Below are 21,424 nucleotides of genomic sequence, written 5' to 3' on the forward strand. Positions count from 1 at the left end.
TGCGCCGGTTATTTAGAGAGTAACGGAGTCAGCCGCGTCGCCATCCAGTCGGCGATAAACGGCTGAGCATCCCGATTAGGGTGAATGCCGTCATCCTGCATCCATTGCGGTTTCAGATATACCTCCTCCATAAAGAACGGGAGCAGGGGAATATCAAACGCTTTGGCAAGCTGCGGATAAATAGCGCTAAACGCCTCATTATAGCGGCGTCCGTAGTTGGCGGGCAGGCGAATTTGCATCAGCATCGGCTGCGCACCGGCAGCCTTCACGTCGGTGATAACCTGGTTGAGGGTTTTTTCTACCGCCTGAGGCTGGAACCCACGCAGGCCGTCGTTGCCGCCAAGCTCCACTAAAACCCAGCGGGGCTGGTGCTGTTTTAACAGCGCCGGCAGGCGAGCCAGGCCCTGCGCCGCGGTATCGCCGCTGATGCTCGCATTCACGACTTTTGTACCCTGCGGCTGCCATTTGGCATCCAGCAGGGCGGGCCAGGCGCTGGTGGCCGCCATACGGTAACCGGCGCTCAGGCTATCGCCTAAAATCAATAGCGTGTCCGCCGCGGCGGCGCGGAAAGTCATCAAAGCCAGAAACAGGAAGGGCAAATGCCAGCGGAAAACATTGTTGAAGTTCATCATCTTAGTAAGTCCGTGGGTCAGGGTGAACACGAGCTTTCCATCCTTACCGGAGTTGAGCTGGTTGTCAAACCGGCCGAAACCATCGCCCTGATTGGCGAGTCAGGATCGGGCAAGTCCACGCTGTTGGCGATTCTGGCCGGGCTTGATGACGGCACGGACGGCGAAGTCCACCTTTGCGGGCAGCCGCTGCACAGCATGGATGAAGAGGCCCGGGCGGTGCTACGCGCGAAAAACGTTGGCTTTGTGTTTCAGTCCTTTATGCTGGTGCCCACCCTTAATGCTCTGGAAAACGTGGAACTTCCTTCGCTGCTGCGCGGCGAAAACAGTTCGGCCAGCCGGGCGCAGGCTAAAGCGCTGCTGGAACAGCTGGGCTTAGGCAAACGCCTCGATCACCTGCCAGCTCAGCTATCTGGCGGGGAGCAGCAGCGCGTGGCGCTGGCTCGCGCGTTTAACGGCAAGCCCGGCGTGCTGTTTGCCGATGAGCCCACCGGCAACCTCGACAGGCAAACCGGCGACCGCATTGCCGACCTGCTGTTTTCCCTCAACCGTGATTTCGCCACCACGCTGATCCTCGTCACCCACGACGAACAGCTGGCGGCACGCTGCGACCGCCGCCTGCGGCTGCGCGAAGGCAAACTGTGGGAGGAAGCATGATAGCCCGCTGGTTCTGGCGCGAGTGGCGCTCTCCCTCGCTGCTGATTGTCTGGCTGGCGCTTAGTCTGGCGGTGGCCTGCGTGCTGGCGCTGGGCAGCATCAGCGACAGAATGGAAAAAGGGCTCAGCCAGCAAAGCCGCGAATACATGGCGGGCGACCGGACGTTGCGCAGCGCCCGCGCCGTACCGGACGAGTGGCTGACTCAGGCGCAAAGCGACGGCTTAAAGGTCGGCAAACAGCTGAGCTTCGCCACCATGACCTTTGCCGGGGACACGCCGCAGCTGGCCGATGTGAAAGCGGTCGACGGCGTGTATCCGATGTACGGGGAACTTGAAACCAGCCCGCCGGGCCTGAAGCCTGAGCCAGGCACCGCACTGCTTGCCCCGCGCCTGCTGGCTTTGCTTAACCTGAAAGTGGGCGACAACATTGACGTGGGCGACGCCACGCTGCGTATTGTCGGGCAGGTGATTCAGGAGCCGGACGCCGGATTTAACCCGTTCCAGATTGCGCCGCGCCTGATGATGAACCTGGCCGACGTCGAGAAAACCGGGGCGGTGCAGCCCGGCAGCCGTATTAGCTGGCGCTACAAGTTTGGTGGTAACCCGCAGCAGCTGCTGCAGTATGAAAACTACCTGCTGCCTAAGCTCAAGCCGGAGCAGCGCTGGATCGGCATGGAGCAGGACGAAGGCGCGCTGGGCAAATCCCTGGAGCGTTCGCAGCAGTTCCTGCTGCTTTCTGCACTGCTGACGCTGCTGCTGGCCGTGGCGGCGATTGTCGTGGCGATGAGCCATTACTGCCGCAGCCGCTACGACCTGGTGGCAATCCTGAAAACGCTGGGCGCGGGCAGGGCGGCGCTCCGGAAACTGATTATCGGCCAGTGGCTGATGGTGCTGGTGCTCTCGGCTATTGCCGGAGGCGCCGTCGGCTTGCTGTTTGAGGCCGCGCTGATGCAACTATTGAAGCCGGTGCTGCCTGCCGCGCTGCCGCCGGCGAGCCTGTGGCCGTGGGTGTGGGCTATTGGCGCGATGGTCACAATCTCCGTGCTGGTGGGGCTGCGCCCGTACCGGCTGCTATTGGCCACTCAGCCATTGCGTGTGCTGCGCCGTGACGCCGTGGCCAACGTCTGGCCGCTGAAAATTTATTTGCCGGTCATCAGCGTAGTGGTGGTGGTGCTGCTCGCGTTGCTAATGGGCGGCAGTTCGCTGCTGTGGGCGGTGCTGGCGGGCACGCTGGTGCTGGCGGCGCTGTGCGGCCTCGTTGGCTGGGGCGTCCTGAAGCTGCTGAAAAAGCTGACGCTGAAAAACCTGGCCCTGCGCCTGGCGGTTAACCGCCTGCTGCGCCAGCCGTGGGCGACGCTCAGCCAGCTGGCGGCGTTCTCGCTGTCGTTTATGCTGCTGGCATTGCTGTTAGTGCTGCGGGGGGATTTGCTGGACAGATGGCAGCAGCAGCTGCCGCCGGAAAGCCCGAACTACTTCCTGGTGAACATTGCGCCGGAGCAGGTTCAGCCGGTGAAAACCTTCCTTGCTGACCATCAGGTGATCCCGGAGTCGTTCTATCCCATTGTACGGGCGCGCATGACGGCGATTAACGGCCAGCCCACCGAGGGCAACCCGGATGAGGCGTTGAACCGCGAGCTGAATCTGACCTGGCAGAGCCAGAAGCCGGATCATAACCCTATCCTGGCGGGAAGCTGGCCGCCGAAGGCCGGGGAAGTGTCGATGGACGACGGCGTGGCGAAACGCCTGAACATTAAACTCGGCGACAGCGTGACCTTTATGGGGGATACCCAGGACTTCACCGCGAAGGTGACTAGCCTGCGCAAAGTGGACTGGGAAAGCCTGCGGCCAAACTTCTACTTTATCTTCCCGCCGGGCGCGCTGGACGGGCAGCCGCAGAGCTGGCTCACCAGCTTCCGCTGGGAGGGGAATAACGGCCTGCTGACCCAGCTTAACCGCGAATTCCCGACCGTCAGCCTGCTGGATATAGGGGCTATCCTGAAACAAATCGGCCAGGTGCTGGAGCAGGTCAGCCGCGCGCTTGAGGTGATGGTGGTGCTGGTGACCGCCTGCGGTCTGCTGCTGTTGCTGGCTCAGGTACAGGTGGGTATGCGCCAGCGTCATCAGGAGCTGGTGGTTTACCGCACGCTGGGCGCGGGTAAAAAGCTGCTCAGAACCACGCTGTGGTGCGAGTTTGCCGTGCTGGGGCTGGTGTCCGGTCTGGTAGCGGCCATCGGCGCGGAAACGGCGCTGGGCGTACTGCAAACGCACGTGTTCGACTTCCCGTGGGAGCCAGATTTGCGTCTGTGGATCGTACTGCCGGTCACCGGGGCGGTATTGCTGTCGCTTTGCGGCGGCTGGCTGGGCGTTCGTTTGCTGAAAGGGAAGGCGCTGTTCCGCCAGTTTGTCGTCTGAGGAGGCCGGGCAGGGATGCCCGGCTACCGCTATAAACTTTGTTATATTTCGCTATTTATTGCGTTAGAACATATTTTCTGCATTTATTGGTGTTTTTTTAATATCTATTAAGAAAAGACTGATGGATAACCGCACGAATTAATAAAAATCCCTCAGAAATCGGACTTAATAAGCGTTAATATGCCCCCGCTTATAATAAATATGGTTACTAGGGATCCACATGAAAGCAAATTTGCGCGCTTTACCATTACTGATTGGGGCCGGCCTGCTTGCAGGTATGGTATCTTTCGCTGCTAACGCAGAAATCACTGTCCTGAAGCAAGATCCGCAGGCCGGTAACCCGCTCAGCCGCCTCAATTTCACCGTGGGCGGCAGTATTCGTCCACAGTTTAATATGATGTCCGGCGACGGCGATAAAGGCTCTTACAAACGTAATGGCTTTGATGGCGGCACCCGTTTCCGCTTCGCGGCTGATTATTATCTGTTCGATGATATTAGCTGGATCAGCTATTACGAGCTGGGCGTGAATATTCCGGCGGTCTTCGAGTGGGACAACCACTATGCAGAAGGCGCGAACAATACTACTCGCCGTATGCTGTACACCGGTCTGAAAAGCAAAACCTGGGGTCAGCTGACCTACGGCCAGCAAAACAGCATCTACTATGATGTGGTTGGCGCGAAAACCGATATCTGGGACTACGACATGATCGGTCAGGCTCCAGGTAACGGCATGAACGGCGACTACGACGGTTCTTACCGTTCCCGCAACATGCTGAAGTACAAAAACACCTTCGGCGATGCGGACGTGTACGCTTCTTACCTGTTTGAAGATCACGACATCCGTGCCACCAACGGCATGCGCTACAAGCGTAAAGGCGGCGGCTCTCTGGGCGTGGATTACCACATCACCAAAGACCTGACCTGGGGTACCGCATGGAACTACACCCGTGCCGACATGCGTAACCCGACCGACGGCGACAGCAAGTCTTACAACCAGAACATCTACGGTACGGCGCTGAGCTGGAAACCGGACAACTGGACGTTTAGTTTCGGCGGCGGCTGGTACCAGAACTTCCTGACCACCAAGCTGAAAGACGTGAACAACTACTTCTCCGGCGACGCGTGGGGCATCGAGTACTTCGCGGGTTACACCATCCCGGTTGGCCAGTACGCGGTGAAATCCGTACAGCCATACTTCATGGGTGACCGTCTGCAGTACGTGACCGGTCGCAGCTACCAGCGCATCGACAACGGTGTGGGCGTGAGCTTCAAGCTGGATTACGGCTTCCAGGTGGACTACGAGCACGTCTTCACCTCCAGCACCGACAACCTGGGCGACATGAACCTGGTTCGTCTGCGCTACGATTTCTAATCGTGCCTCTGGCGGGTGGCAGCCTTGCTGCCCGCCTCATTCAGCGTTTCCTGCCTTATTTTTTATCTATCCAGAAACGGGTAAGCATGTTCGGGCCCTGAAGGCTTTGCGCCACTCTGTGGGCGTGGTTTTGAAACGCAGCCTGAAGTGATGCCGGAGTGTTTCCGCTGAGCCGAATCCAGACTGCTCTGCCACCTGGTCAATGCTGATTTTCTCGCTTTCCAGCAGCGCACAAGCCTTTTCCAGCCGGAGGCTGAGCATCCACTCGCCCGGCGTGGTGCCGGTGGCATCTTTGAACCGGCGGATGAAGGTGCGGCGGCTCATGCCCGCTTGCCTGGCTAACTGCTCAATCACCAGGGGCGCATTGAGATGGTGGCGCAAGTCGTCCAGCAACGGCGCCAGACTTTTGGTGCTGCGTTTAGGAACGGGCTGTTGGACCCACTGTGCCTGATTGCCTTCCCGTAACGGGGGCGTAATCATGCGCTGCGCAGTCCGGTTGGCGATTTCAATCCCGTAATCACGACGGATAAGATGCAGGCAGAGATCGACCCCGGCGGCACCGCCTGCGGAGGTGATCAGGCTGCCCTCATCGACGTAGATCATGCTTTGCTCCACCTGTACCGCAGGGAACCTGTTCGCGAGGATCTCGGTGCTGTTCCAGTGGGCGGTGGCTCGCTTGCCGTCCAGTAATCCTGTTTCGCAGAGAATAAAACTGCCGGCGCAAATCGACACTATGCGGGAACCGTTTTGATGGGCGCGTTGTAAGGCGGCAATCAGCGGCTCCGGGGCCGGTTCAAAAACATTTCGCCAGCCGGGGATGATAATGGTTCCTGCGTCTTCCAGCAGCTCCAGCCCGCCATCCACCACTAAACGCACGCCGCCCTGAGCGTCAAAAACGCCGTTCTCTAACGACGCGACGCGCAGGTCATAGAGAGGCTGGCCGAGCACTTCGTCCACGCGGCCAAAAGCTTCGACGGCAATCCCAAACTCAAAAGTGCAGAGACACTGATAGGCCAGCACAACCAGCCGTCGATTTTTCGGTCTAAAAGTGCGGTCTTGATCTGGGGAGATGCCCGGCATGGTTGTCCTGTCTCTAAAAATGGCACGATCTTGACGATATCTGACCTGAGCGTCGATTTCTACTCCACCCCGAATCTTTCATGCTGGCACCTTCTTAACGTTTGGCAGGAAATCAGTATGAAAAATCTCTTAGCGTTGATGGCGGTCTGCTTAGCTGCGTTGATGTCGGGCCTGGAAATATCCAGCGTCCCGGTTATCCTGCCGGTGCTGGAAAAGCAGATGCAGGCTAATTTCCGTGAACTGCAATGGATCATGAATGCTTACACCCTCTCCTGCACCGCGGTGCTGATGGCCACGGGGACGCTGGCGGATAAATATGGCCGCAAGCGTATTTTTATTATCAGCATTATTGGGTTTGGCCTGACGTCGATCCTCTGTGGCCTGTCCCGGACGCCCGAATGGCTTATTGTGGGGCGCTTTTTGCAGGGACTGAGCGGCGGGGCGATGTTAACCAGCCTGATTGCCATCCTGTCGGTTCAGTTTCCGGCAGGAAAAGCGCGCAGCCGGGCGTTTTCCGCCTGGGGGATCACGTTTGGTTTTGGACTGGGCTTTGGCCCCGTCATCGGCGGCGTGCTGGAGGCGTGGTTTAGCTGGCAATGGGTATTTCTGATCCACGGCGTTATTGCGCTGCTCACCCTGGCCCTGACTCTGAAAAATGTCGTCGAGTCGCGGGAAAATACCACGAAACCGCTGGATGTCGCTGGCCTGATGACGTTGAGCGTGGGCGTGGTGGGGGCGACGTGGCTCATCACCCAGGGCGGGAGCATCGGCTGGACCAGCCGTGAAGCCCAGTTCATCTTGCTGGGCACGTTTATCAGCCTGGCGCTGTTCGTCATTATTGAGCTCCGCCACCCGCATCCTATGTTTGATTTCTCCGTCTTTCGGATCAGGCCTTTCTCCGGGGCGCTAATGGGATCTGTGGGGATGAATTTCAGCTTCTGGCCGCTGATGATTTATCTGCCGGTTTATTACCAGATTGGGAAGGGTTACAGCATTATGGAGACCGGCATGGCGCTGCTGGCCTACACCTTGCCCACGCTATTAATGCCGCCGGTCGGTGAAAAACTCGTGCTGCGCTTTGGGGCCGCACGCATCATCCCGCTGGGGCTGCTTGCTATCGGCCTGGGATTTGTGCTGATGAGGCTGGGCGTTATCTATCACGTCAGTTTACTGCCCGGCGCAATACTCTCGGGCATGGCGCTGGGGTTAATCAATACCCCGGTCACCAACACCACCACCGGCTCCGTGGGCGCTAACCGCGTGGGCATGGCTTCCGGGATTGATATCAGTTCGCGCCTAATTACCCTCGCCATCAATATTGCGTTAATGGGGAGCCTGCTGGTGGCGGGGATAGCCGAAAGCTTACAGAGTCATATCGAAAGCGTGAGCGAAAGGTATGCCCTGGCCGAGCAAATAGCCGGCGGCACCAGAGCCATGCTCAGCAGCGACATGATTGTTCAGGCGCTGAATAACGGTTTTTCTGGCGTGCTGACCTACGGCGCTGTGGGCGTGGGTTGTTTGTCGCTGGCGAGTTATTTGCTGTTCAATGTCAAACCAAACGTTAAGCGCAAACGGGCGGCATCCTGCGCGGATTAAGCTCATCTCAATACAAAGCGGGTTTTCCGCTTTGCTTGGTTGTTATTCGCAAAAGCCCTGTTCATGCCCGCCGCGCCTTCTCCTGCGAGCAAGATGAAATATTTTCAATTAACCCTGTTAACGGAATGTGCCATCTTATTCTGTCAAGTTGGATCAACGACTTAGTAAGCGGCCCGTGAAAGAGGCTCGCCTCAGGACACCACACATCATTCTGTAAGGGAGAATACCCATGGGAAATCATTTCGGCTGGCGCGTGGCGACCGGCGCTTTACTTCTGGCCAGCGGCCTGCAGTTTGCTCAGGCCAACAGCGACCCGCACACCATCGTCTTCGGCGTAGCGCCGGGGCCATACGGCGACATGGTCAAACAGGCCATCGCCCCGTCGTTAAAAGAGAAAGGCTATAAAGTTGTGGTGCGCGAGTTCAGCGACTACGTGCAGCCCAACATGGCGCTGGCCAACGGCAGCATCGACGCCAACCTGTTCCAGCACTCGCTGTACTTCGACAAATTCACCGCCGACAAAAACCTCAAGCTGGCGAAGCTGATTACCGTGCCAACCGCCGGGATGGGCATTTATTCCCATAAAGTCAAAAGCCTGGACGAGCTGAAGAAGGGCGACATTGTCACCCTGTCTAACGACCCGACCAACCTCGCCCGTGGGCTGCGCTTCCTGCAGTCGATGCAGCTTATCACCATCAAAGAGAACATTGACCCGACTAAAGCCTCCGAGCGCGACATCGCCACCAACCCGAAAGGCCTGGTGTTTAAATCGCTGGAAGCCGCACAGCTGCCGCGCACGCTGGACAGCGCCAGCGCCGCGCTGGTCAACGGTAACTTTGCCATTGCCGCCGGGCTAAAACTCTCTTCCGCGCTGAAACAGGAACACCTGGACGAGAACCTCAAAAACATCATCGCGGTGCGTGCCGAAGATGCGGATAAACCGTTCGCCAAAGACATCGTGGAGACCGTGCAGTCCCCGGCCTACGAAAAAGCGATCGACGATCCGCAGAATATTTTCAACGCCTTCCAGAAACCGGACTGGATGGTTGCCGCGGATAAAAAGTAATAGAGCAAAGCGGGCAGGCGGGATGCCTGCCTTTTGTCGCTGATTTGAGGTTGTCATGATTGAGATTGAAAAGGTCTGCGTGGACTTCCCCACGGGCCGGAGCCAGACCAGCCGTGCGGTGAACGATGTTTCGCTGCACATTGGCGCGGGGGAGATTTTTGGCATTGTCGGCACCAGCGGAGCCGGGAAAAGTACCTTATTACGTACCCTGAACGTGCTCCAGCGCCCGAGTGAGGGCCGTGTAAAAATCGGTGGGACCGAGATCACCGCGCTACAGGGGGTCGAGCTGCGCAAAGCGCGTCAGCGCATCGGCATGATTTTCCAGCACTTCAATTTGATGCACACCCGGACGGTCAGGCAGAACGTGGCGTTCAGCCTCAAAGCCGCAGGCTGGGAGCGCAGTAAAATCGGCCCGCGCGTGGCCGAAATTCTTGAGCTGGTGGGCCTGGCCGACAAAGCGAACCGCTACCCGGTGCAGCTGAGCGGCGGGCAGAAACAGCGCGTAGGCATTGCGCGCGCCATCGCTAACCACCCGGATGTTTTGCTCTGTGACGAACCGACTTCCGCGCTGGATCTGGAAACGTCGGCCACCATTCTGGCGCTGCTGAAGAAGATCAACCAGCAACTTGGGATCACCATCGTGCTGATCACCCACGAGATGAACGTGATCAAAACGATTTGCGACCGCGTGGCGGTGATGTCCGGCGGGGAAGTGGTGGAATCCGGCGAGGTGTTCGACATCTTCGCGCATCCGCAGCATGAATTTACCCGTCAATTGGTGTCCCACACGCTGAACCTGACGTTGCCGGTGCGCCTGCTGGACAACATGCGCGGCGCGCTGCTGAAAATCATGTTCGTCGGCGACTCGGCCGAACAGCCGGTGCTCTCCTTCGCGGCGGTGAAATACGGCGTGGCGGTGAACATTCTGCACGGCAAAATTGAGTACATCAGCGACCGTGCGCTGGGCATTCTGGTGGTGGCGATCACCGCACCCGGCAACCCGGCGGCGGTGGGGGATGCCATCGACCATATTCGGAAACATACGGCCTGTGTGGAGGTGCTGAATGGATGATTTAGTCGCGGACCTGACGATTGCCTTTGGCGAAACCTTCCAGATGCTGGGCATTTCCACGCTGCTGGCGATCATCGGCGGCCTGCCGCTGGGCTTTTTGATCTTCGTGACCGACCGCAATCTGTTCTGGCAGAACCGTTCGCTGAACATCATCAGCTCGGTACTGGTGAACATCGTGCGCTCGGTGCCGTTCGTCATTCTGCTGGTGCTGTTGCTGCCGCTGACGCAGTTCCTGCTCGGCAACACCATCGGGCCGATTGCGGCTTCCGTGCCGCTGTCGGTGGCGGCAATTGCGTTTTATGCCCGCCTGGTAGACGGCGCGCTGCGGGAAGTGGACAAAGGCATTATTGAGGCCGCAGAAGCCTTTGGTGCCAGCCCGATGCGCATCATCTGTACCGTGCTGCTGCCGGAAGCCAGCGCCGGTTTGCTGCGAGGGTTAACCATAACCCTGGTCAGCCTGATCGGTTACTCTGCGATGGCGGGGATTGTCGGCGGCGGCGGCGTGGGCGACCTCGCGATCCGCTTCGGCTATTACCGCTACGAAACCCAGGTCATGGTGGTCACGGTTGTGGCGCTGATCGTGCTGGTGCAAATCGTGCAAATGTTTGGCGACTTTCTCGCCAAACGCGCGGACAAGCGCGACAGGCATTAACCTTCTTTCTGGCCGGGCGTTCGTTCGGCCAATATGATTTTTAGCTGCCGGAGAGGTTCATTTCCCGGCGGCTTTCTGCCTGATAAGCCCCCAAACTGCAATTCCCCAAGGCGTTTCATCATTCCTGCGAACCGCCTCGAATTTTTCCATTCTGCCTGATTTTTAATCTATATGACTGTGCAGCCATCCCGTATGATCGGAGCGTTGAGCAAAAGATAAACCCGGTCAAAGCCGGAAAAAGAAGCGCCCCCGAATAATGGAGATTTTTATATGGATATGCGTAATTTCCAACAATGTAGAGGGATGACGAAATCACCATCATGGACTTTTCTTGATGTCTTTCGCTGGAAAATACTTCCCGAAAAATTCGGCGGCGGCAGATCTTATGCCCGAGATTTTAAAGATGCATGGGTCAAAAAAAATCGTACTCTTATCAGAGCTGCAGCGTTTCGCTATAAACTTCCGCCAGAATTGCTCGCGGGTGTTTGCTGGATAGAGGTAGGCGGTGACCCAAATATCATAGATCGTTTTGCTTTTGAGGTTCGAGCCATAGACTGGAGCGGGCCTGCGTATACCGACCGTTATTTCACAATAACCTCCCCTCCTGCTAAAACCTCGTTTGGATATGTCAGTATGCAGTTGCGTACTGCCGCTCAAACTATGGGGCTGGATGCTGACACAATGAGCACATCAGAGCTTCGCTCCCTGTCTCAGTGCCTTGAAAAAGACACCTATAATATCAATCTTGCTGCTATGCATTTACGCCAACTTGCCGACTATGACAGGTTACCTTCGCGGCTTAGTATTAATGATGTGAAAATTATTGGGGCGAGATATAACCGTGGTACGAGTCCGAGTCTGGAAAATATAAAAAAAGATACGCGATATGGTGATTTTATTGTCAAGCATTGGCCGCACTTTAACAGACTGGTTTTGCAGTAGGGGGCAGAATGAGAGTGTTTATTAGGGTTGTACTTGTTCTGTTTTATCTATTGTGTATGGTTGCGATGTATTTATCTATGGTTGATAAATATGATGTCATATATGATATGGATTCGGCATTTCCCAGGGGGGCATTAGGTAATGGCAGCAATAATGATGTCGTTTTTTCAGGGGTAATATTACTCTTTATATCTCTATCTCAGATGCTATTTTTTTACTTTGAGCAATCGAAAAAATGGAAATGGGCAGCGGCGATCATGACAGTATTGGCTTTCCTTTTTTTCTTTGCCAAATAAAACTCATTTGGATTTTTGTAACCTTTAGCTGAATTTAGATTTCATGTTTATTCCGAGCCCACGCAGATGTTTTGATGTGTGGGTGATAGTTTGCGGTTCAGAGAACTTGGTGACATAGGGGGCGGCGTATCTTTGAAAATTTGTATCCAGGTTGCCCCAAATCTCACAGTTGCCCTTTGCCCGGCGATTGGCTAGTATCGCTCCAGCTTCTCGCAAGTCGTAAACGTTAACGTTATCCAACGTACATATTCTCCCCGGCATTCGGGGTAATTGTACTTGGGTAATATCATGGCACTATTCGCATCCCCCGTTGTTTCGTACCGCAAGCCCCACGTTCTGGGCTTTATCCTCTATTTCATCGTTGGCCTGGTCGACGGCGCGATTGTGCCTTTTTTCCCGCTGTGGGCGCAGCAGTCTGCCGCTATCCCGGTGGAGTTTATTGGCCTGCTGTTCGGCTGCTATGCCGGGGGCGAGCTGGTGGCCGCGCCGTTTATCGGCGGCATTGCCGACCGCGTGGGCAGAAGGCCCGTGTTGATTATTTCGGCGACCGGCGTCGGGGCGGGCTTTATTGCGCTGTTCTTTGCGCACGGCGTATTTGCCGCCGCTGCCGTGCTGATCGTTATTGGCCTGTTTGAATCCGTGCTGCACCCGACTATCTACACCGTGGTGGCGGACGCCACGCCAGCCTCGGAGCACCGCCGCCAGTTCAGCATCATGCGCGTGTGTTCCGGTGCGGGGGCGATTGCCGGGCCGCTGTTGGGCGCGGTGCTGGTGCAAGAGGGGCTGGGCTACGTTTTTCTGGCCGGAGGTTCGGGAATGGTGATCGGCGGCCTGATGCTGGCGATCTCTCTGGCGGAAACGCGTCCGCTGGCTGCTGGAATGGACGATGAGGCCGACGATGAAGAGGGGCTCAGCGCGCTGCTGCCCGCGTTTCGGGACCGCCGTCTGGCCGGGCTGCTGATTTGGGTGCTGCTGCTGGGCGTCTCCGGGAGCTGGGTGGAGGCCGTCATGCCGCTGTATGCCAGCAATCAGATGGGAATGAGCGCGGCCAGTATCGGCTATTTGTTCGCGTTCGGGGCGGGGATTAACACGGTCGGCCAACTGGCCTTAACGAAGCTGTTTGCCCGACGCTCGCCGTTATTTATCACCCTCAGTGCGGGTTTGGCGCTGATCGCTGCCTTTGTTTTGCTATTGGCACATCCACACGTCGTCACGCTGATGATGGCGGTCTGCCTTTATTCTCTGTCCCAGATGATGACCGGCCCGCTGATCCCGACGGCGGTGAACAAGTTAGCCCCGGCGAGGCTGCGCGCGACCTACATGGCGGCACTTTCAGTGGTGAGCGATCTGCAGGGCTCGGTGGGGCCAGCGACCGGCACGGCATTGTTCGCGCTGGCGTTTACGTTGCCGTGGGCGGTGGGCATTCCGCTGGTCGGGCTGGCGGTGACCGGACTAGGGCTGACGCTCGCTGCCGGGGAAAAATCGGCTACTCGTTAACGCTGCGCAGCCAGGCTTCGACCTGCTGGTAATCCCCCCGGAAGACGATCTGGTCGGCCTTCTGGCTGAGCTGATAGCGATACATCGGGTCGTAATACTCTTTCAGCAGCGGCGACAGCCAGGCCAGATGGCCTTCGCAGGAGCCGGTTTTCCGCTGTGTTAACAAGGCTTCGTCCAGCCTGGCGGTGAACTGCTGAAAGCGTTCCATGCCCAGGCGGCGGCGGATGGCAAACAGACCGTGGTGCAGATACTCGGCGTAATCGCGCCACGCGGTTTCTTCCTCGCTGACGGATAAAAACGCCTCGCTCATCTGCCGGAAGTATTCGTGTTGGAGGCGCTCCAGCCGCAGCTCGAACGGATCCTCAATGGCCACAATCGGCGAGCGCAGCATCTGTTCCCTGAAAGCTTCGGGGATATGGCGGGAGCCAATCATCCGGCCTTCATCCTCCACAACCAGCCTGGTTGGTTCAGCCGGGCTGATTTTCAGCAGGGTGACGGCGAGATTGTTTTCGAAACTGGCTTGAGAGGGCTGGGCGACAATTGTGCGGCCAAACGACGAGCCGCGATGGTGCGCCAGGCCTTCAAGGTCAACGCCCGTCGGCAGCGAGCGGATCAGGATAGTTTTACCGCAGCCGGTGTTGCCGCTGACGATAATCATCGGCGACTGAGAACGGGTGTCGATTATCTGCATGGCATGCTGGCGCAGGGCTTTGTAGCCGCCGGTGACCAGCGGGTACTCGAGGCCGTTTTCCCGCAGCCACTGCTGCACGATGTGGCTGCGCATTCCGCCTCTGGCACAGCATAAATAGCCTTCCGGCTGCTGGCGGCAGCTTTCCAGCCAGCTTTCGATTCGGCTGGCTTTTCGCTCGCCGCTTACCAGCCGGTGCCCCAGTTCGACGGCGGCCTGCTGGCCCTGCTGCTTATAGCACGTTCCGACCTGCGCGCGTTCATCGTCCAGCATCAGCGGTAGGTTATGCGCGGCGGGCATTGAACCCTGAGCGAACTCTACCGGGGCGCGAACGTCAATCAGCGGAATGTCGTTGAGCAGCAGGCGGTCGTAGTCCTGCGTGTTGGGGCGTTTTTCCATGGCATAACCTTAGTCTGAAGCGGCGAAACGGGGGGATTGTGCGCTTCTGGTCGGGCAAAGGAAAGGGGAAGGGGGAAAATGGTCTGACCCTCTAAAGTCAAACAGAGGGTCAGACGAGGTGCGGTTTTACTTCACCAGCTTGCTCTGCGCCCAGGCGATGCCGCTGGCGTATTCGGCCGGGAGCAGGGGAACCAGGGCTTCCAGCGAGGCGCTCAGGCGGCCGGTGTCGGTGTCGTTCAGGTTGAGGTGCCCGACTTTACGGCCCGGACGAACGTCTTTGTCGTACCAGTGCAGGTGCACCAGCGGCAGCTTCAGCCAGGCATAGTTCAGGTCGGTGCCGATCAGGTTCACCATCACCGACGGGGCATTAACGACAGGCTGCGGCAGCGGCAAATCCACGATGGCGCGCAGGTGCAGCTCGAACTGACTGATGGAGGCGCCGTTTTGCGTCCAGTGCCCGCTGTTGTGCACGCGCGGGGCCAGCTCGTTGATCAGCAGGCCGGCTGGCGTGACGAAGCACTCCATCGCCATCACGCCGACGTAGCCCAGCTCGTTCATAATGGCGGTGAGCATGGTTTCGGCCTGGCGCTGCTGTTCGGCATTGGCCTGCGGGAAGGCAACGCTGGTGCGCAGAATGCCGTCCTGGTGCAGGTTGTGGGTCAGCGGGTAGAACACCGTGCTGCCGTCGTGGCCGCGCGCACCTACCAGAGAAACTTCGCCGGAGAAGTTAATGCCCTGCTCGACGATGCATTCGCCGTAGCATTCTTCCGGCAGCTGGTCGGTTTCATCGGCACGTAAGCGCCACTGGCCGCGGCCATCGTAGCCGCCCACGCGGCGCTTCACGATAGCCAGAGAGCTCAACTGGCTGAACACGTCCTGCCATTCGTGGCTGCCGGAGAGCAACTGCCACGGTGCGGTGGCCAGGCCGAGCTTATCGAACAGCTGCTTTTGCGTCAGGCGGTCGGCGATGATCGGGAAGATATCGCGGTTAACGAAGGCGTTATGGCGCGCCAGTTCGCGGGTCAGCGCGGTTTCCGGCCAGCGCTCAATCTCGGCGGTGATTACGCTTTGGGCGAACGGCACGGCTTCCGGCTCGGCGTCCAGCCCGACAGGGTAAACGGCGATGCCCAGCGGCTCACCGGCCTGGCGGAGCATGCGCCCCAGCTGGCCGTTACCTAAGACACAGACGCGCTTCATGCTTCACTCCGTGGATCCGGATTATCCAGCACTTCGTCGGTCTGGGTTTGACGCCAGGTCGCAAGGCGCTGGCTCAGGTCGGCGTCATGCAGGGCCAGGATCTGCGCGGCCAGCAGGGCGGCGTTGGCGGCTCCGGCTTTACCGATAGCCAGCGTGCCGACAGGAATGCCGCGCGGCATCTGGACGATAGAATAAAGGCTGTCCACGCCGCTCAGAGCAGCGCTTTGAACCGGCACACCCAGCACCGGGACCAGGGTTTTCGCGGCCAGCATACCCGGCAGGTGCGCTGCGCCACCGGCTCCGGCGATGATCACCTGGTAGCCATTGGCTTCGGCCTGCTCGGCGAAGCTGAAAAGCTTATCCGGCGTGCGGTGGGCGGAGACGACTTCGACATGGTGAGGGACATTCAGGGCGGTAAGGATTTCAGCGGCGAACTGCATGGTGGCCCAGTCACTTTTGGAACCCATAACAATGGCGATACGCGCCGGGGTGTGCTCAGAAGACATGCGTCTCAAAACTCCTGTGGGTGTGCAGACATCATCGGGCGACGGTCGCCCGTATCAGAAGGGCTCAGAGAATAGCACGAACTTCCGGCAAGGAAAACGGTTGCGTGGTTAACGAATCGGCAAAAAAGCGGGCTTTTAGGTCAGAAAGGAAAATGAATCAGCTCGACGTTTTCCGGCGTGACTTTGATCATCGACCCTTCTTTATGCCACGCGCCTAACACGCAGCGGAAAGCGGGTTGGCCGTTAGCTTCGAGTTCGTGAATCGCCGGGCGATGGGTATGCCCGTGAATCAGCCATTGAACATTGTGGCGGGTGAGGGCGTCGACCACAGCCTGCGGGTTCACATCCATGATCTCCAGCGACTTCATATTATTCGCCGCCTGGCTGTCGGCGCGCATGCGGTCGGCGATACGCTGGCGAATAAACAGCGGCAGGGCAAGGTAGAGCTTCTGCAGCCACGGCTGATGCACCTTGCGGCGAAACGCCTGATAGCCTTCGTCGTCGGTACACAGCGTGTCGCCGTGCATGATCAGTATGTTGCGGCCATAAACATCGATGAGCTTTTCTTCCGGCAGCAGCGTCATGCCGCTGGCTTTGGCGTAGCGCTTGCCGAGTAAAAAGTCCCGGTTGCCGTGAATGAAATAGCAGGGAATGCCGGTATCAACCACCGCTTTAATGGCCGCGGCGATTTGCTGGTAGAGCGGCTCCGGGGCGTCGTCGCCAATCCAGGCTTCGAACAGATCGCCAAGAATGTAGAGCGCATCCGCCTGGCGGGCTTCACCGGATAAGAAACGCAGAAAACCGGCGGTGATCGCCGGTTCTTCTGGGCAGAGGTGTAAATCTGCAATAAACAGCGTCGACATTATTCGCTGACGGTCACGCTTTCGATAATAACGTCTTCTTTCGGTACATCCTGGTGCATACCGCTGCGGCCAGTGGAAACGGCTTTGATTTTCTCAACCACGTCCATCCCTTCGACCACTTCTGCGAACACGCAGTAGCCCCAACCCTGCAGGCTTTCGCCGCTGAAGTTCAGGAAGTCGTTGTCGGCAACGTTGATGAAGAACTGTGCGGTGGCAGAGTGCGGAGCCTGGGTACGAGCCATTGCCAGCGTACCGCGGGTGTTTTTCAGGCCGTTATTCGCTTCGTTCTGAATGGTGTCTTTGGTCGCTTTCTGCTTCATACCCGGTTCGAAACCGCCGCCCTGGATCATAAAGCCGTTGATCACACGGTGGAAAATGGTGTTGTTGTAGAAGCCTTCGCGGCAGTAGTCCAGGAAGTTTTTAACGGTAACAGGCGCTTTATCATCAAAAGTTTTGATGACGATGTCGCCGTGATTAGTGTGAAAAGTAACCATGCTTGCATCCTATGAGTGTCAGAGAGTACGGCGGCAAACGGTGCCATCGTACCAGCACGCTGTTATAGCATAACGCTACATCATAGTCAGTAATGCAAAGCAGACTGCCGTCGGGGAAAATAATCGGGTAAGATAACCGGGAGTATTCTTCCACACGCTTACATGGAATCCCCTGATGTTAAAAATATTTAATACACTGACTCGCCAAAAAGAGGAATTCAAACCTATTCATGCCGGAAAGGTAGGCATGTACGTGTGTGGTATCACCGTTTACGATCTCTGTCATATCGGCCATGGCCGTACTTTTGTTGCGTTCGACGTGGTGGCGCGCTACCTGCGTTCTCTCGGCTATGAGCTGAACTACGTGCGTAACATCACCGACATCGACGATAAAATCATTAAGCGCGCCCATGAAAATGGCGAAGACTTTGTGGCGCTGGTCGACCGCATGGTCGTCGAAATGCACAAAGATTTCGACGCGCTGAACATTTCACGCCCGAACAGCGAGCCGCGTGCGACCAAACACATTCCGGAAATCATCGAAATTGTTGAACAGCTGCTGGCCCGCGATCACGCCTATGTTGCGGAAAACGGCGATGTGATGTTCTCGGTGCTGACCGACCCGAATTATGGCCTGCTGTCTCGCCAGGATCTGGATCAGCTTCAGGCGGGTGCACGCGTGGACGTGGTTGACGTTAAGCGCAACCCAATGGACTTCGTGCTGTGGAAAATGTCCAAGCCAGGCGAGCCTGCGTGGACGTCTCCGTGGGGCGAAGGCCGGCCGGGCTGGCATATCGAATGTTCCGCCATGAACTGCAAAGAGCTGGGCAACCACTTTGATATTCACGGCGGCGGCTCCGATCTGATGTTCCCGCACCACGAGAACGAAATCGCGCAGTCTACCTGTGCCCACGACGGCGAGTACGTCAACACCTGGATGCACTCCGGGATGGTGATGGTTGACCGCGAGAAGATGTCCAAATCCCTGGGTAACTTCTTTACCGTGCGTGACGTGCTGAAGTATTACGACGCGGAAACCGTGCGTTACTTCCTGATGTCCGGCCACTACCGCAGCCAGCTCAACTACAGTGAAGAGAACCTGAAACAGGCTCGCTCGGCGCTGGAGCGTCTGTACACCTCGCTGCGTGGGACCGACAGTAGCGTGGCGCCAGCCGGGGGCGAAGCCTTCGAAGCCCGCTTCCGCGAAGCGATGGACGATGACTTCAACACCCCGGAAGCCTACTCCGTGCTGTTCGATATGGCCCGCGAAGTGAACCGCCTTAAAGCGGAAGATCTTGCGGCGGCAAACGGACTGGCGGCGGCGCTGCGTAAGCTCTCCGCAATTCTGGGCCTGCTGGAGCAGGATCCGGAGCTGTTCCTGCAGGGCGGCGCGCAGGCGGACGACGGCGAAGTGGCGGAAATCGAAGCGCTGATCAAGCAGCGTAACGATGCGCGTCAGTCGAAAGACTGGGCGCTGGCGGACCAGGCGCGTGACCGTCTGAACGAGATGGGCATTGTGCTGGAAGATGGCGCGGGCGGCACAACCTGGCGTCGTAAGTAACATTTAGAACGTGAAAAAGCGGCTCAATGAGCCGCTTTTTTTATGGCTGGCCGCTGTGGCGCGGCCATATTGGCAGGTACTTTATTCCGGGGCTGAGGTGCGAATCAGGTAATCAAACGCGCTCAGGGAGGCTTTCGCGCCTTCGCCGGTGGCGATGATGATCTGTTTGTAAGGCACGGTGGTGCAGTCGCCTGCAGCGAATACGCCTTTGACGGTGGTTTCGCATTTCGCGTCGATGATAATTTCACCCATGCGGTTGCGTTCCACGCTGCCTTCCAGCCAGGTGGTATTCGGCAGCAGGCCGATTTGCACGAAGATGCCGGCCAGGGCAACGTCATGCACGCTTTCGGTCACGCGGTCTTTATACTGCAGGCCGGTCACTTTGCTGCCGTCGCCTTTCACTTCCAGCGTCTGGGCGTTCAGCACGATGTCGACGTTTTTCAGGCTGCGTACTTTGTTCTGCAGAACCTGATCGGCCTTCATTTCCGGGGCAAATTCCAGCAGGGTGACGTGCTCAACGATACCCGCCAGGTCAATGGCCGCTTCCACGCCGGAGTTCCCGCCGCCGATGACCGCCACGCGCTTGCCTTTGAACAACGGGCCGTCGCAGTGCGGGCAGTAAGTCACGCCTTTGGTACGGTACTGATCTTCACCCGGCACGTTCATGTTGCGCCATTTTGCGCCGGTCGCCACGATAATGCTGCGTGCTTTCAGCGTGGCGCCTGATGCCGTTTGGATCTGGTGCAGGCCGCCTTCGGTTTTCGCCGGGATAAGCTTGCTGGCGCTTTGGGTGTCGATCACGTCCACGTCATAGTCGTCCACGTGGGCTTTCAGCGCGCCCGCCAGCTTCTGGCCTTCGGTTTTCGGCACGGAAATGTAGTTTTCGATATCCACGGTATCCAACACCTGGCCGCCGAAGCGTTCGCCCATCAGGCCAGTACGGATGCCTTTACGCGCCGCATAGACCGCCGCCGCCGCGCCCGCAGGGCCGCTGCCGACGATCAGCACGTCATAAGCCTCACGCTGGTTCAGCGCTTCCGCCGCGCGTTTTTCTGCGCCGGTATCAATTTTGCCCACGATTTCAGCCAGCGTCATGCGGCCCTGACCAAATTCTTTGCCGTTCAGGAACACGGCAGGCACGCCCATCACATTGCGTGCCTGAATTTCATTCTGGTAAACGCCGCCGTCGATAGCAGTATGGGTGATGCGCGGATTCAGCACGCTCATCAGGTTCAGCGCCTGCACAACGTCCGGGCAGTTGTGGCAGGAGAGGGAATAATAGGTTTCAAAGTGGAAGTCACCGTCGATCTCACGGATTTGTGCCAGCAGATCCTGAGATTCTTTGGACGGGTGACCGCCGACCTGGAGCAAAGCCAGCACCAGGGAAGTGAATTCGTGACCCAGAGGAGAGCCGGCAAAGCGCGGGCCCTGGCTTGAGCCTGGGTTAGTGATTAAAAACGACGGTTTGCGCACTGGCAGGTCGTTATTAATGCTGAAAGAAACTTTATCGGATAACTCAGCGATGTCTGCCAGCAGTTCTTTTACTTCAGATGATTTCGCGCCGTCGTCCAGCGTGGCAATCAACTCAACAGGTTTCGTTAGTCTCTCAAGATAGGCTTTGAGCTGGGTTTTCATTGTTGTGTCGAGCATGGTCAGTCTCCCTGGTGGCGAGAAAAAAACGGCTGCCGGAGCAGCCGTAAAATAAAAGAGGGTAACGCGGGTAAAACTTAGATTTTGCCGACCAGGTCCAGAGATGGAGCCAGAGTCGCTTCACCTTCTTTCCATTTAGCCGGGCAAACTTCGCCTGGGTGAGAAGCCACGTACTGAGCCGCTTTCACTTTACGAAGCAGGTCAGACGCGTCACGGCCAATGCCTTCGGCGGTCACTTCGATAGCCTGGATGATGCCCTGTGGGTCAACCACGAAGGTAGCGCGGTCTGCCAGACCTTCGTCTTCACGCATGTTTTCGAAGTTACGGGTCAGTGCGCCGGTTGGGTCGCCGATCATCGCGTATTTGATTTTAGCGATGGTTTCAGAGCTGCCGTGCCACGCTTTGTGGGTGAAATGGGTGTCGGTAGAAACGGAATACACGTCTACGCCCAGTTTCTGCAGTTCTTCGTAGTGGTCAGCCACGTCGCCCAGTTCGGTCGGGCAAACGAAAGTGAAGTCAGCCGGGTAGAAGAAGAAAACGCTCCAGCGGCCTTCGGTATCTTTTTCCGTAACTTCAACGAATTCGCCGTTTTTAAAAGCTTGGTTTTTGAATGGTTTGATTTTGGTATTAATTAAAGACATCTAAACTTCCTCCGTTTTGCGATGGGAGAAAGGTACCGAATTTTGAACTGCGTCACTAATGGGTAGGCTTTATTGAATCAAGAGGTATTTCCTAACAGCTATGCGGCGGGCATAAAAAAGGCCACCCGTTGCGGGGTGGCCGGTGTTGCGCGTTA

At 57.5% G+C, this 21,424-nt stretch carries 20 protein-coding genes; 11 read left to right on the forward strand and 9 right to left on the reverse strand.

What is annotated here, in order from left to right:
* Window positions 1–8 precede the first annotated feature (8 nt).
* Window positions 9–629: a multifunctional acyl-CoA thioesterase I/protease I/lysophospholipase L1 gene (tesA, locus tag F3J26_RS00960; RefSeq protein WP_166864843.1), complete on the reverse strand. Its 621-nt coding sequence runs from the start codon at window positions 627–629 to the stop codon at window positions 9–11.
* Between tesA and ybbA the strand changes: the two genes are divergently transcribed.
* The 3 genes from ybbA (at window position 600) to F3J26_RS00975 (ending at window position 5,069) form a co-directional block, all read left to right on the forward strand.
* Complete coding sequence (gene ybbA, locus F3J26_RS00965; RefSeq protein ID WP_166990633.1) at window positions 600–1,286, forward strand: putative ABC transporter ATP-binding protein YbbA; 687 nt, start codon at window positions 600–602, stop codon at window positions 1,284–1,286. The genes tesA and ybbA overlap by 30 nt on opposite strands.
* The gene (gene ybbP, locus F3J26_RS00970) at window positions 1,283–3,697 is read left to right on the forward strand and encodes a putative ABC transporter permease subunit YbbP (RefSeq protein ID WP_166990636.1); all 2,415 of its coding nucleotides are present in this window, start codon (window positions 1,283–1,285) and stop codon (window positions 3,695–3,697) included. The genes ybbA and ybbP overlap by 4 nt, the downstream gene beginning before the upstream one ends.
* Window positions 3,698–3,917: 220 nt before the next feature.
* Window positions 3,918–5,069 (forward strand): porin, encoded by a 1,152-nt coding sequence (locus F3J26_RS00975; protein WP_166990639.1) that lies wholly within the window; start codon window positions 3,918–3,920, stop codon window positions 5,067–5,069.
* 66 nt (window positions 5,070–5,135) lie between these two features.
* Here F3J26_RS00975 and F3J26_RS00980 read toward each other — a convergent pair whose 3' ends face one another.
* Window positions 5,136–6,149: a helix-turn-helix domain-containing protein gene (locus tag F3J26_RS00980; protein WP_166990642.1), complete on the reverse strand. Its 1,014-nt coding sequence runs from the start codon at window positions 6,147–6,149 to the stop codon at window positions 5,136–5,138.
* Between the two features lie 117 nt (window positions 6,150–6,266).
* On the opposite strand from F3J26_RS00980, the gene F3J26_RS00985 reads away from it, so the two are divergent.
* From F3J26_RS00985 to F3J26_RS01015, 7 genes are all read left to right on the forward strand, one after another.
* The gene (locus F3J26_RS00985) at window positions 6,267–7,745 is read left to right on the forward strand and encodes an MFS transporter (protein WP_166990645.1); all 1,479 of its coding nucleotides are present in this window, start codon (window positions 6,267–6,269) and stop codon (window positions 7,743–7,745) included.
* A gap of 229 nt (window positions 7,746–7,974) precedes the next feature.
* Entirely contained in the window at window positions 7,975–8,811 is an 837-nt protein-coding gene (locus tag F3J26_RS00990) for a MetQ/NlpA family ABC transporter substrate-binding protein (protein WP_166990648.1), read from the forward strand.
* A gap of 55 nt (window positions 8,812–8,866) precedes the next feature.
* Window positions 8,867–9,883 carry a virulence-associated ABC transporter ATP-binding protein SfbB gene (gene sfbB, locus F3J26_RS00995; protein ID WP_166990651.1) on the forward strand — a complete coding sequence of 339 codons (1,017 nt, stop codon included), beginning with the start codon at window positions 8,867–8,869 and terminating at the stop codon, window positions 9,881–9,883.
* Window positions 9,876–10,535 (forward strand): ABC transporter permease subunit, encoded by a 660-nt coding sequence (locus tag F3J26_RS01000; protein WP_166990654.1) that lies wholly within the window; start codon window positions 9,876–9,878, stop codon window positions 10,533–10,535. Before sfbB ends, F3J26_RS01000 begins: the two co-directional genes overlap by 8 nt.
* A 270-nt stretch (window positions 10,536–10,805) precedes the next feature.
* Window positions 10,806–11,477: a hypothetical protein gene (locus F3J26_RS01005; protein WP_166990657.1), complete on the forward strand. Its 672-nt coding sequence runs from the start codon at window positions 10,806–10,808 to the stop codon at window positions 11,475–11,477.
* A 77-nt stretch (window positions 11,478–11,554) separates the two neighbouring features.
* Window positions 11,555–11,773 carry a hypothetical protein gene (locus F3J26_RS01010; RefSeq protein WP_286180173.1) on the forward strand — a complete coding sequence of 73 codons (219 nt, stop codon included), beginning with the start codon at window positions 11,555–11,557 and terminating at the stop codon, window positions 11,771–11,773.
* Window positions 11,774–12,061: 288 nt separating this feature from the next.
* Complete coding sequence (locus F3J26_RS01015; protein WP_166990663.1) at window positions 12,062–13,270, forward strand: MFS transporter; 1,209 nt, start codon at window positions 12,062–12,064, stop codon at window positions 13,268–13,270.
* Here the strand turns inward: F3J26_RS01015 and mnmH are convergent.
* From mnmH to ppiB, 5 genes are all read right to left on the reverse strand, one after another.
* A complete protein-coding gene (mnmH, locus tag F3J26_RS01020) occupies window positions 13,260–14,357 on the reverse strand; it encodes a tRNA 2-selenouridine(34) synthase MnmH (RefSeq protein ID WP_166990666.1) in 1,098 nt (365 codons plus the stop codon). The two genes, F3J26_RS01015 and mnmH, sit on opposite strands and share 11 nt — an antisense overlap.
* Before the next feature lie 126 nt (window positions 14,358–14,483).
* Window positions 14,484–15,554, reverse strand: coding sequence for a 5-(carboxyamino)imidazole ribonucleotide synthase (gene purK, locus F3J26_RS01025; protein WP_166990669.1), 1,071 nt, complete (start codon window positions 15,552–15,554; stop codon window positions 14,484–14,486).
* The gene (gene purE / locus F3J26_RS01030; protein WP_038480306.1) at window positions 15,551–16,060 is read right to left on the reverse strand and encodes a 5-(carboxyamino)imidazole ribonucleotide mutase; all 510 of its coding nucleotides are present in this window, start codon (window positions 16,058–16,060) and stop codon (window positions 15,551–15,553) included. The genes purK and purE overlap by 4 nt, the downstream gene beginning before the upstream one ends.
* Window positions 16,061–16,200: 140 nt before the next feature.
* The gene (lpxH, locus tag F3J26_RS01035; RefSeq protein WP_166990672.1) at window positions 16,201–16,923 is read right to left on the reverse strand and encodes a UDP-2,3-diacylglucosamine diphosphatase; all 723 of its coding nucleotides are present in this window, start codon (window positions 16,921–16,923) and stop codon (window positions 16,201–16,203) included.
* Entirely contained in the window at window positions 16,923–17,417 is a 495-nt protein-coding gene (ppiB, locus tag F3J26_RS01040; RefSeq protein ID WP_008460206.1) for a peptidylprolyl isomerase B, read from the reverse strand. The genes lpxH and ppiB overlap by 1 nt, the downstream gene beginning before the upstream one ends.
* Window positions 17,418–17,592: 175 nt before the next feature.
* Here ppiB and cysS point away from each other — a divergent pair, with 175 nt between their 5' ends.
* Window positions 17,593–18,978: a cysteine--tRNA ligase gene (cysS, locus tag F3J26_RS01045; RefSeq protein ID WP_166990675.1), complete on the forward strand. Its 1,386-nt coding sequence runs from the start codon at window positions 17,593–17,595 to the stop codon at window positions 18,976–18,978.
* A gap of 81 nt (window positions 18,979–19,059) precedes the next feature.
* Here cysS and ahpF read toward each other — a convergent pair whose 3' ends face one another.
* Window positions 19,060–20,628 carry an alkyl hydroperoxide reductase subunit F gene (ahpF, locus tag F3J26_RS01050; RefSeq protein ID WP_008460203.1) on the reverse strand — a complete coding sequence of 523 codons (1,569 nt, stop codon included), beginning with the start codon at window positions 20,626–20,628 and terminating at the stop codon, window positions 19,060–19,062.
* A 77-nt stretch (window positions 20,629–20,705) separates the two neighbouring features.
* Window positions 20,706–21,269, reverse strand: coding sequence for an alkyl hydroperoxide reductase subunit C (gene ahpC / locus F3J26_RS01055; protein ID WP_008460202.1), 564 nt, complete (start codon window positions 21,267–21,269; stop codon window positions 20,706–20,708).
* Between the last annotated feature and the right edge of the window lie 155 nt (window positions 21,270–21,424).

Origin of the sequence: Enterobacter sp. Ap-867 (assembly GCF_011752855.1) — a bacterium.
Lineage (GTDB): Bacteria > Pseudomonadota > Gammaproteobacteria > Enterobacterales > Enterobacteriaceae > Cedecea.

Excerpts from the sequence above, each read along its gene's own strand:
- ppiB (WP_008460206.1), bottom strand. The coding sequence starts at position 17,417 with ATGGTTACTTTTCACACTAATCACGGCGACATCGTCATCAAAACTTTT.
- cysS (WP_166990675.1), top strand. The coding sequence starts at position 17,593 with ATGTTAAAAATATTTAATACACTGACTCGCCAAAAAGAGGAATTCAAA.
- F3J26_RS01005 (WP_166990657.1), top strand. The coding sequence starts at position 10,806 with ATGGATATGCGTAATTTCCAACAATGTAGAGGGATGACGAAATCACCA.
- mnmH (WP_166990666.1), bottom strand. The coding sequence starts at position 14,357 with ATGGAAAAACGCCCCAACACGCAGGACTACGACCGCCTGCTGCTCAAC.
- ahpC (WP_008460202.1), bottom strand. The coding sequence starts at position 21,269 with ATGTCTTTAATTAATACCAAAATCAAACCATTCAAAAACCAAGCTTTT.
- F3J26_RS01000 (WP_166990654.1), top strand. The coding sequence starts at position 9,876 with ATGGATGATTTAGTCGCGGACCTGACGATTGCCTTTGGCGAAACCTTC.
- ahpF (WP_008460203.1), bottom strand. The coding sequence starts at position 20,628 with ATGCTCGACACAACAATGAAAACCCAGCTCAAAGCCTATCTTGAGAGA.
- F3J26_RS01010 (WP_286180173.1), top strand. The coding sequence starts at position 11,555 with ATGGTTGATAAATATGATGTCATATATGATATGGATTCGGCATTTCCC.
- F3J26_RS00975 (WP_166990639.1), top strand. The coding sequence starts at position 3,918 with ATGAAAGCAAATTTGCGCGCTTTACCATTACTGATTGGGGCCGGCCTG.
- ybbP (WP_166990636.1), top strand. The coding sequence starts at position 1,283 with ATGATAGCCCGCTGGTTCTGGCGCGAGTGGCGCTCTCCCTCGCTGCTG.
- ybbA (WP_166990633.1), top strand. The coding sequence starts at position 600 with ATGCCAGCGGAAAACATTGTTGAAGTTCATCATCTTAGTAAGTCCGTG.
- F3J26_RS00980 (WP_166990642.1), bottom strand. The coding sequence starts at position 6,149 with ATGCCGGGCATCTCCCCAGATCAAGACCGCACTTTTAGACCGAAAAAT.
- purE (WP_038480306.1), bottom strand. The coding sequence starts at position 16,060 with ATGTCTTCTGAGCACACCCCGGCGCGTATCGCCATTGTTATGGGTTCC.
- F3J26_RS00985 (WP_166990645.1), top strand. The coding sequence starts at position 6,267 with ATGAAAAATCTCTTAGCGTTGATGGCGGTCTGCTTAGCTGCGTTGATG.
- F3J26_RS01015 (WP_166990663.1), top strand. The coding sequence starts at position 12,062 with ATGGCACTATTCGCATCCCCCGTTGTTTCGTACCGCAAGCCCCACGTT.
- lpxH (WP_166990672.1), bottom strand. The coding sequence starts at position 16,923 with ATGTCGACGCTGTTTATTGCAGATTTACACCTCTGCCCAGAAGAACCG.
- F3J26_RS00990 (WP_166990648.1), top strand. The coding sequence starts at position 7,975 with ATGGGAAATCATTTCGGCTGGCGCGTGGCGACCGGCGCTTTACTTCTG.
- purK (WP_166990669.1), bottom strand. The coding sequence starts at position 15,554 with ATGAAGCGCGTCTGTGTCTTAGGTAACGGCCAGCTGGGGCGCATGCTC.
- sfbB (WP_166990651.1), top strand. The coding sequence starts at position 8,867 with ATGATTGAGATTGAAAAGGTCTGCGTGGACTTCCCCACGGGCCGGAGC.
- tesA (WP_166864843.1), bottom strand. The coding sequence starts at position 629 with ATGAACTTCAACAATGTTTTCCGCTGGCATTTGCCCTTCCTGTTTCTG.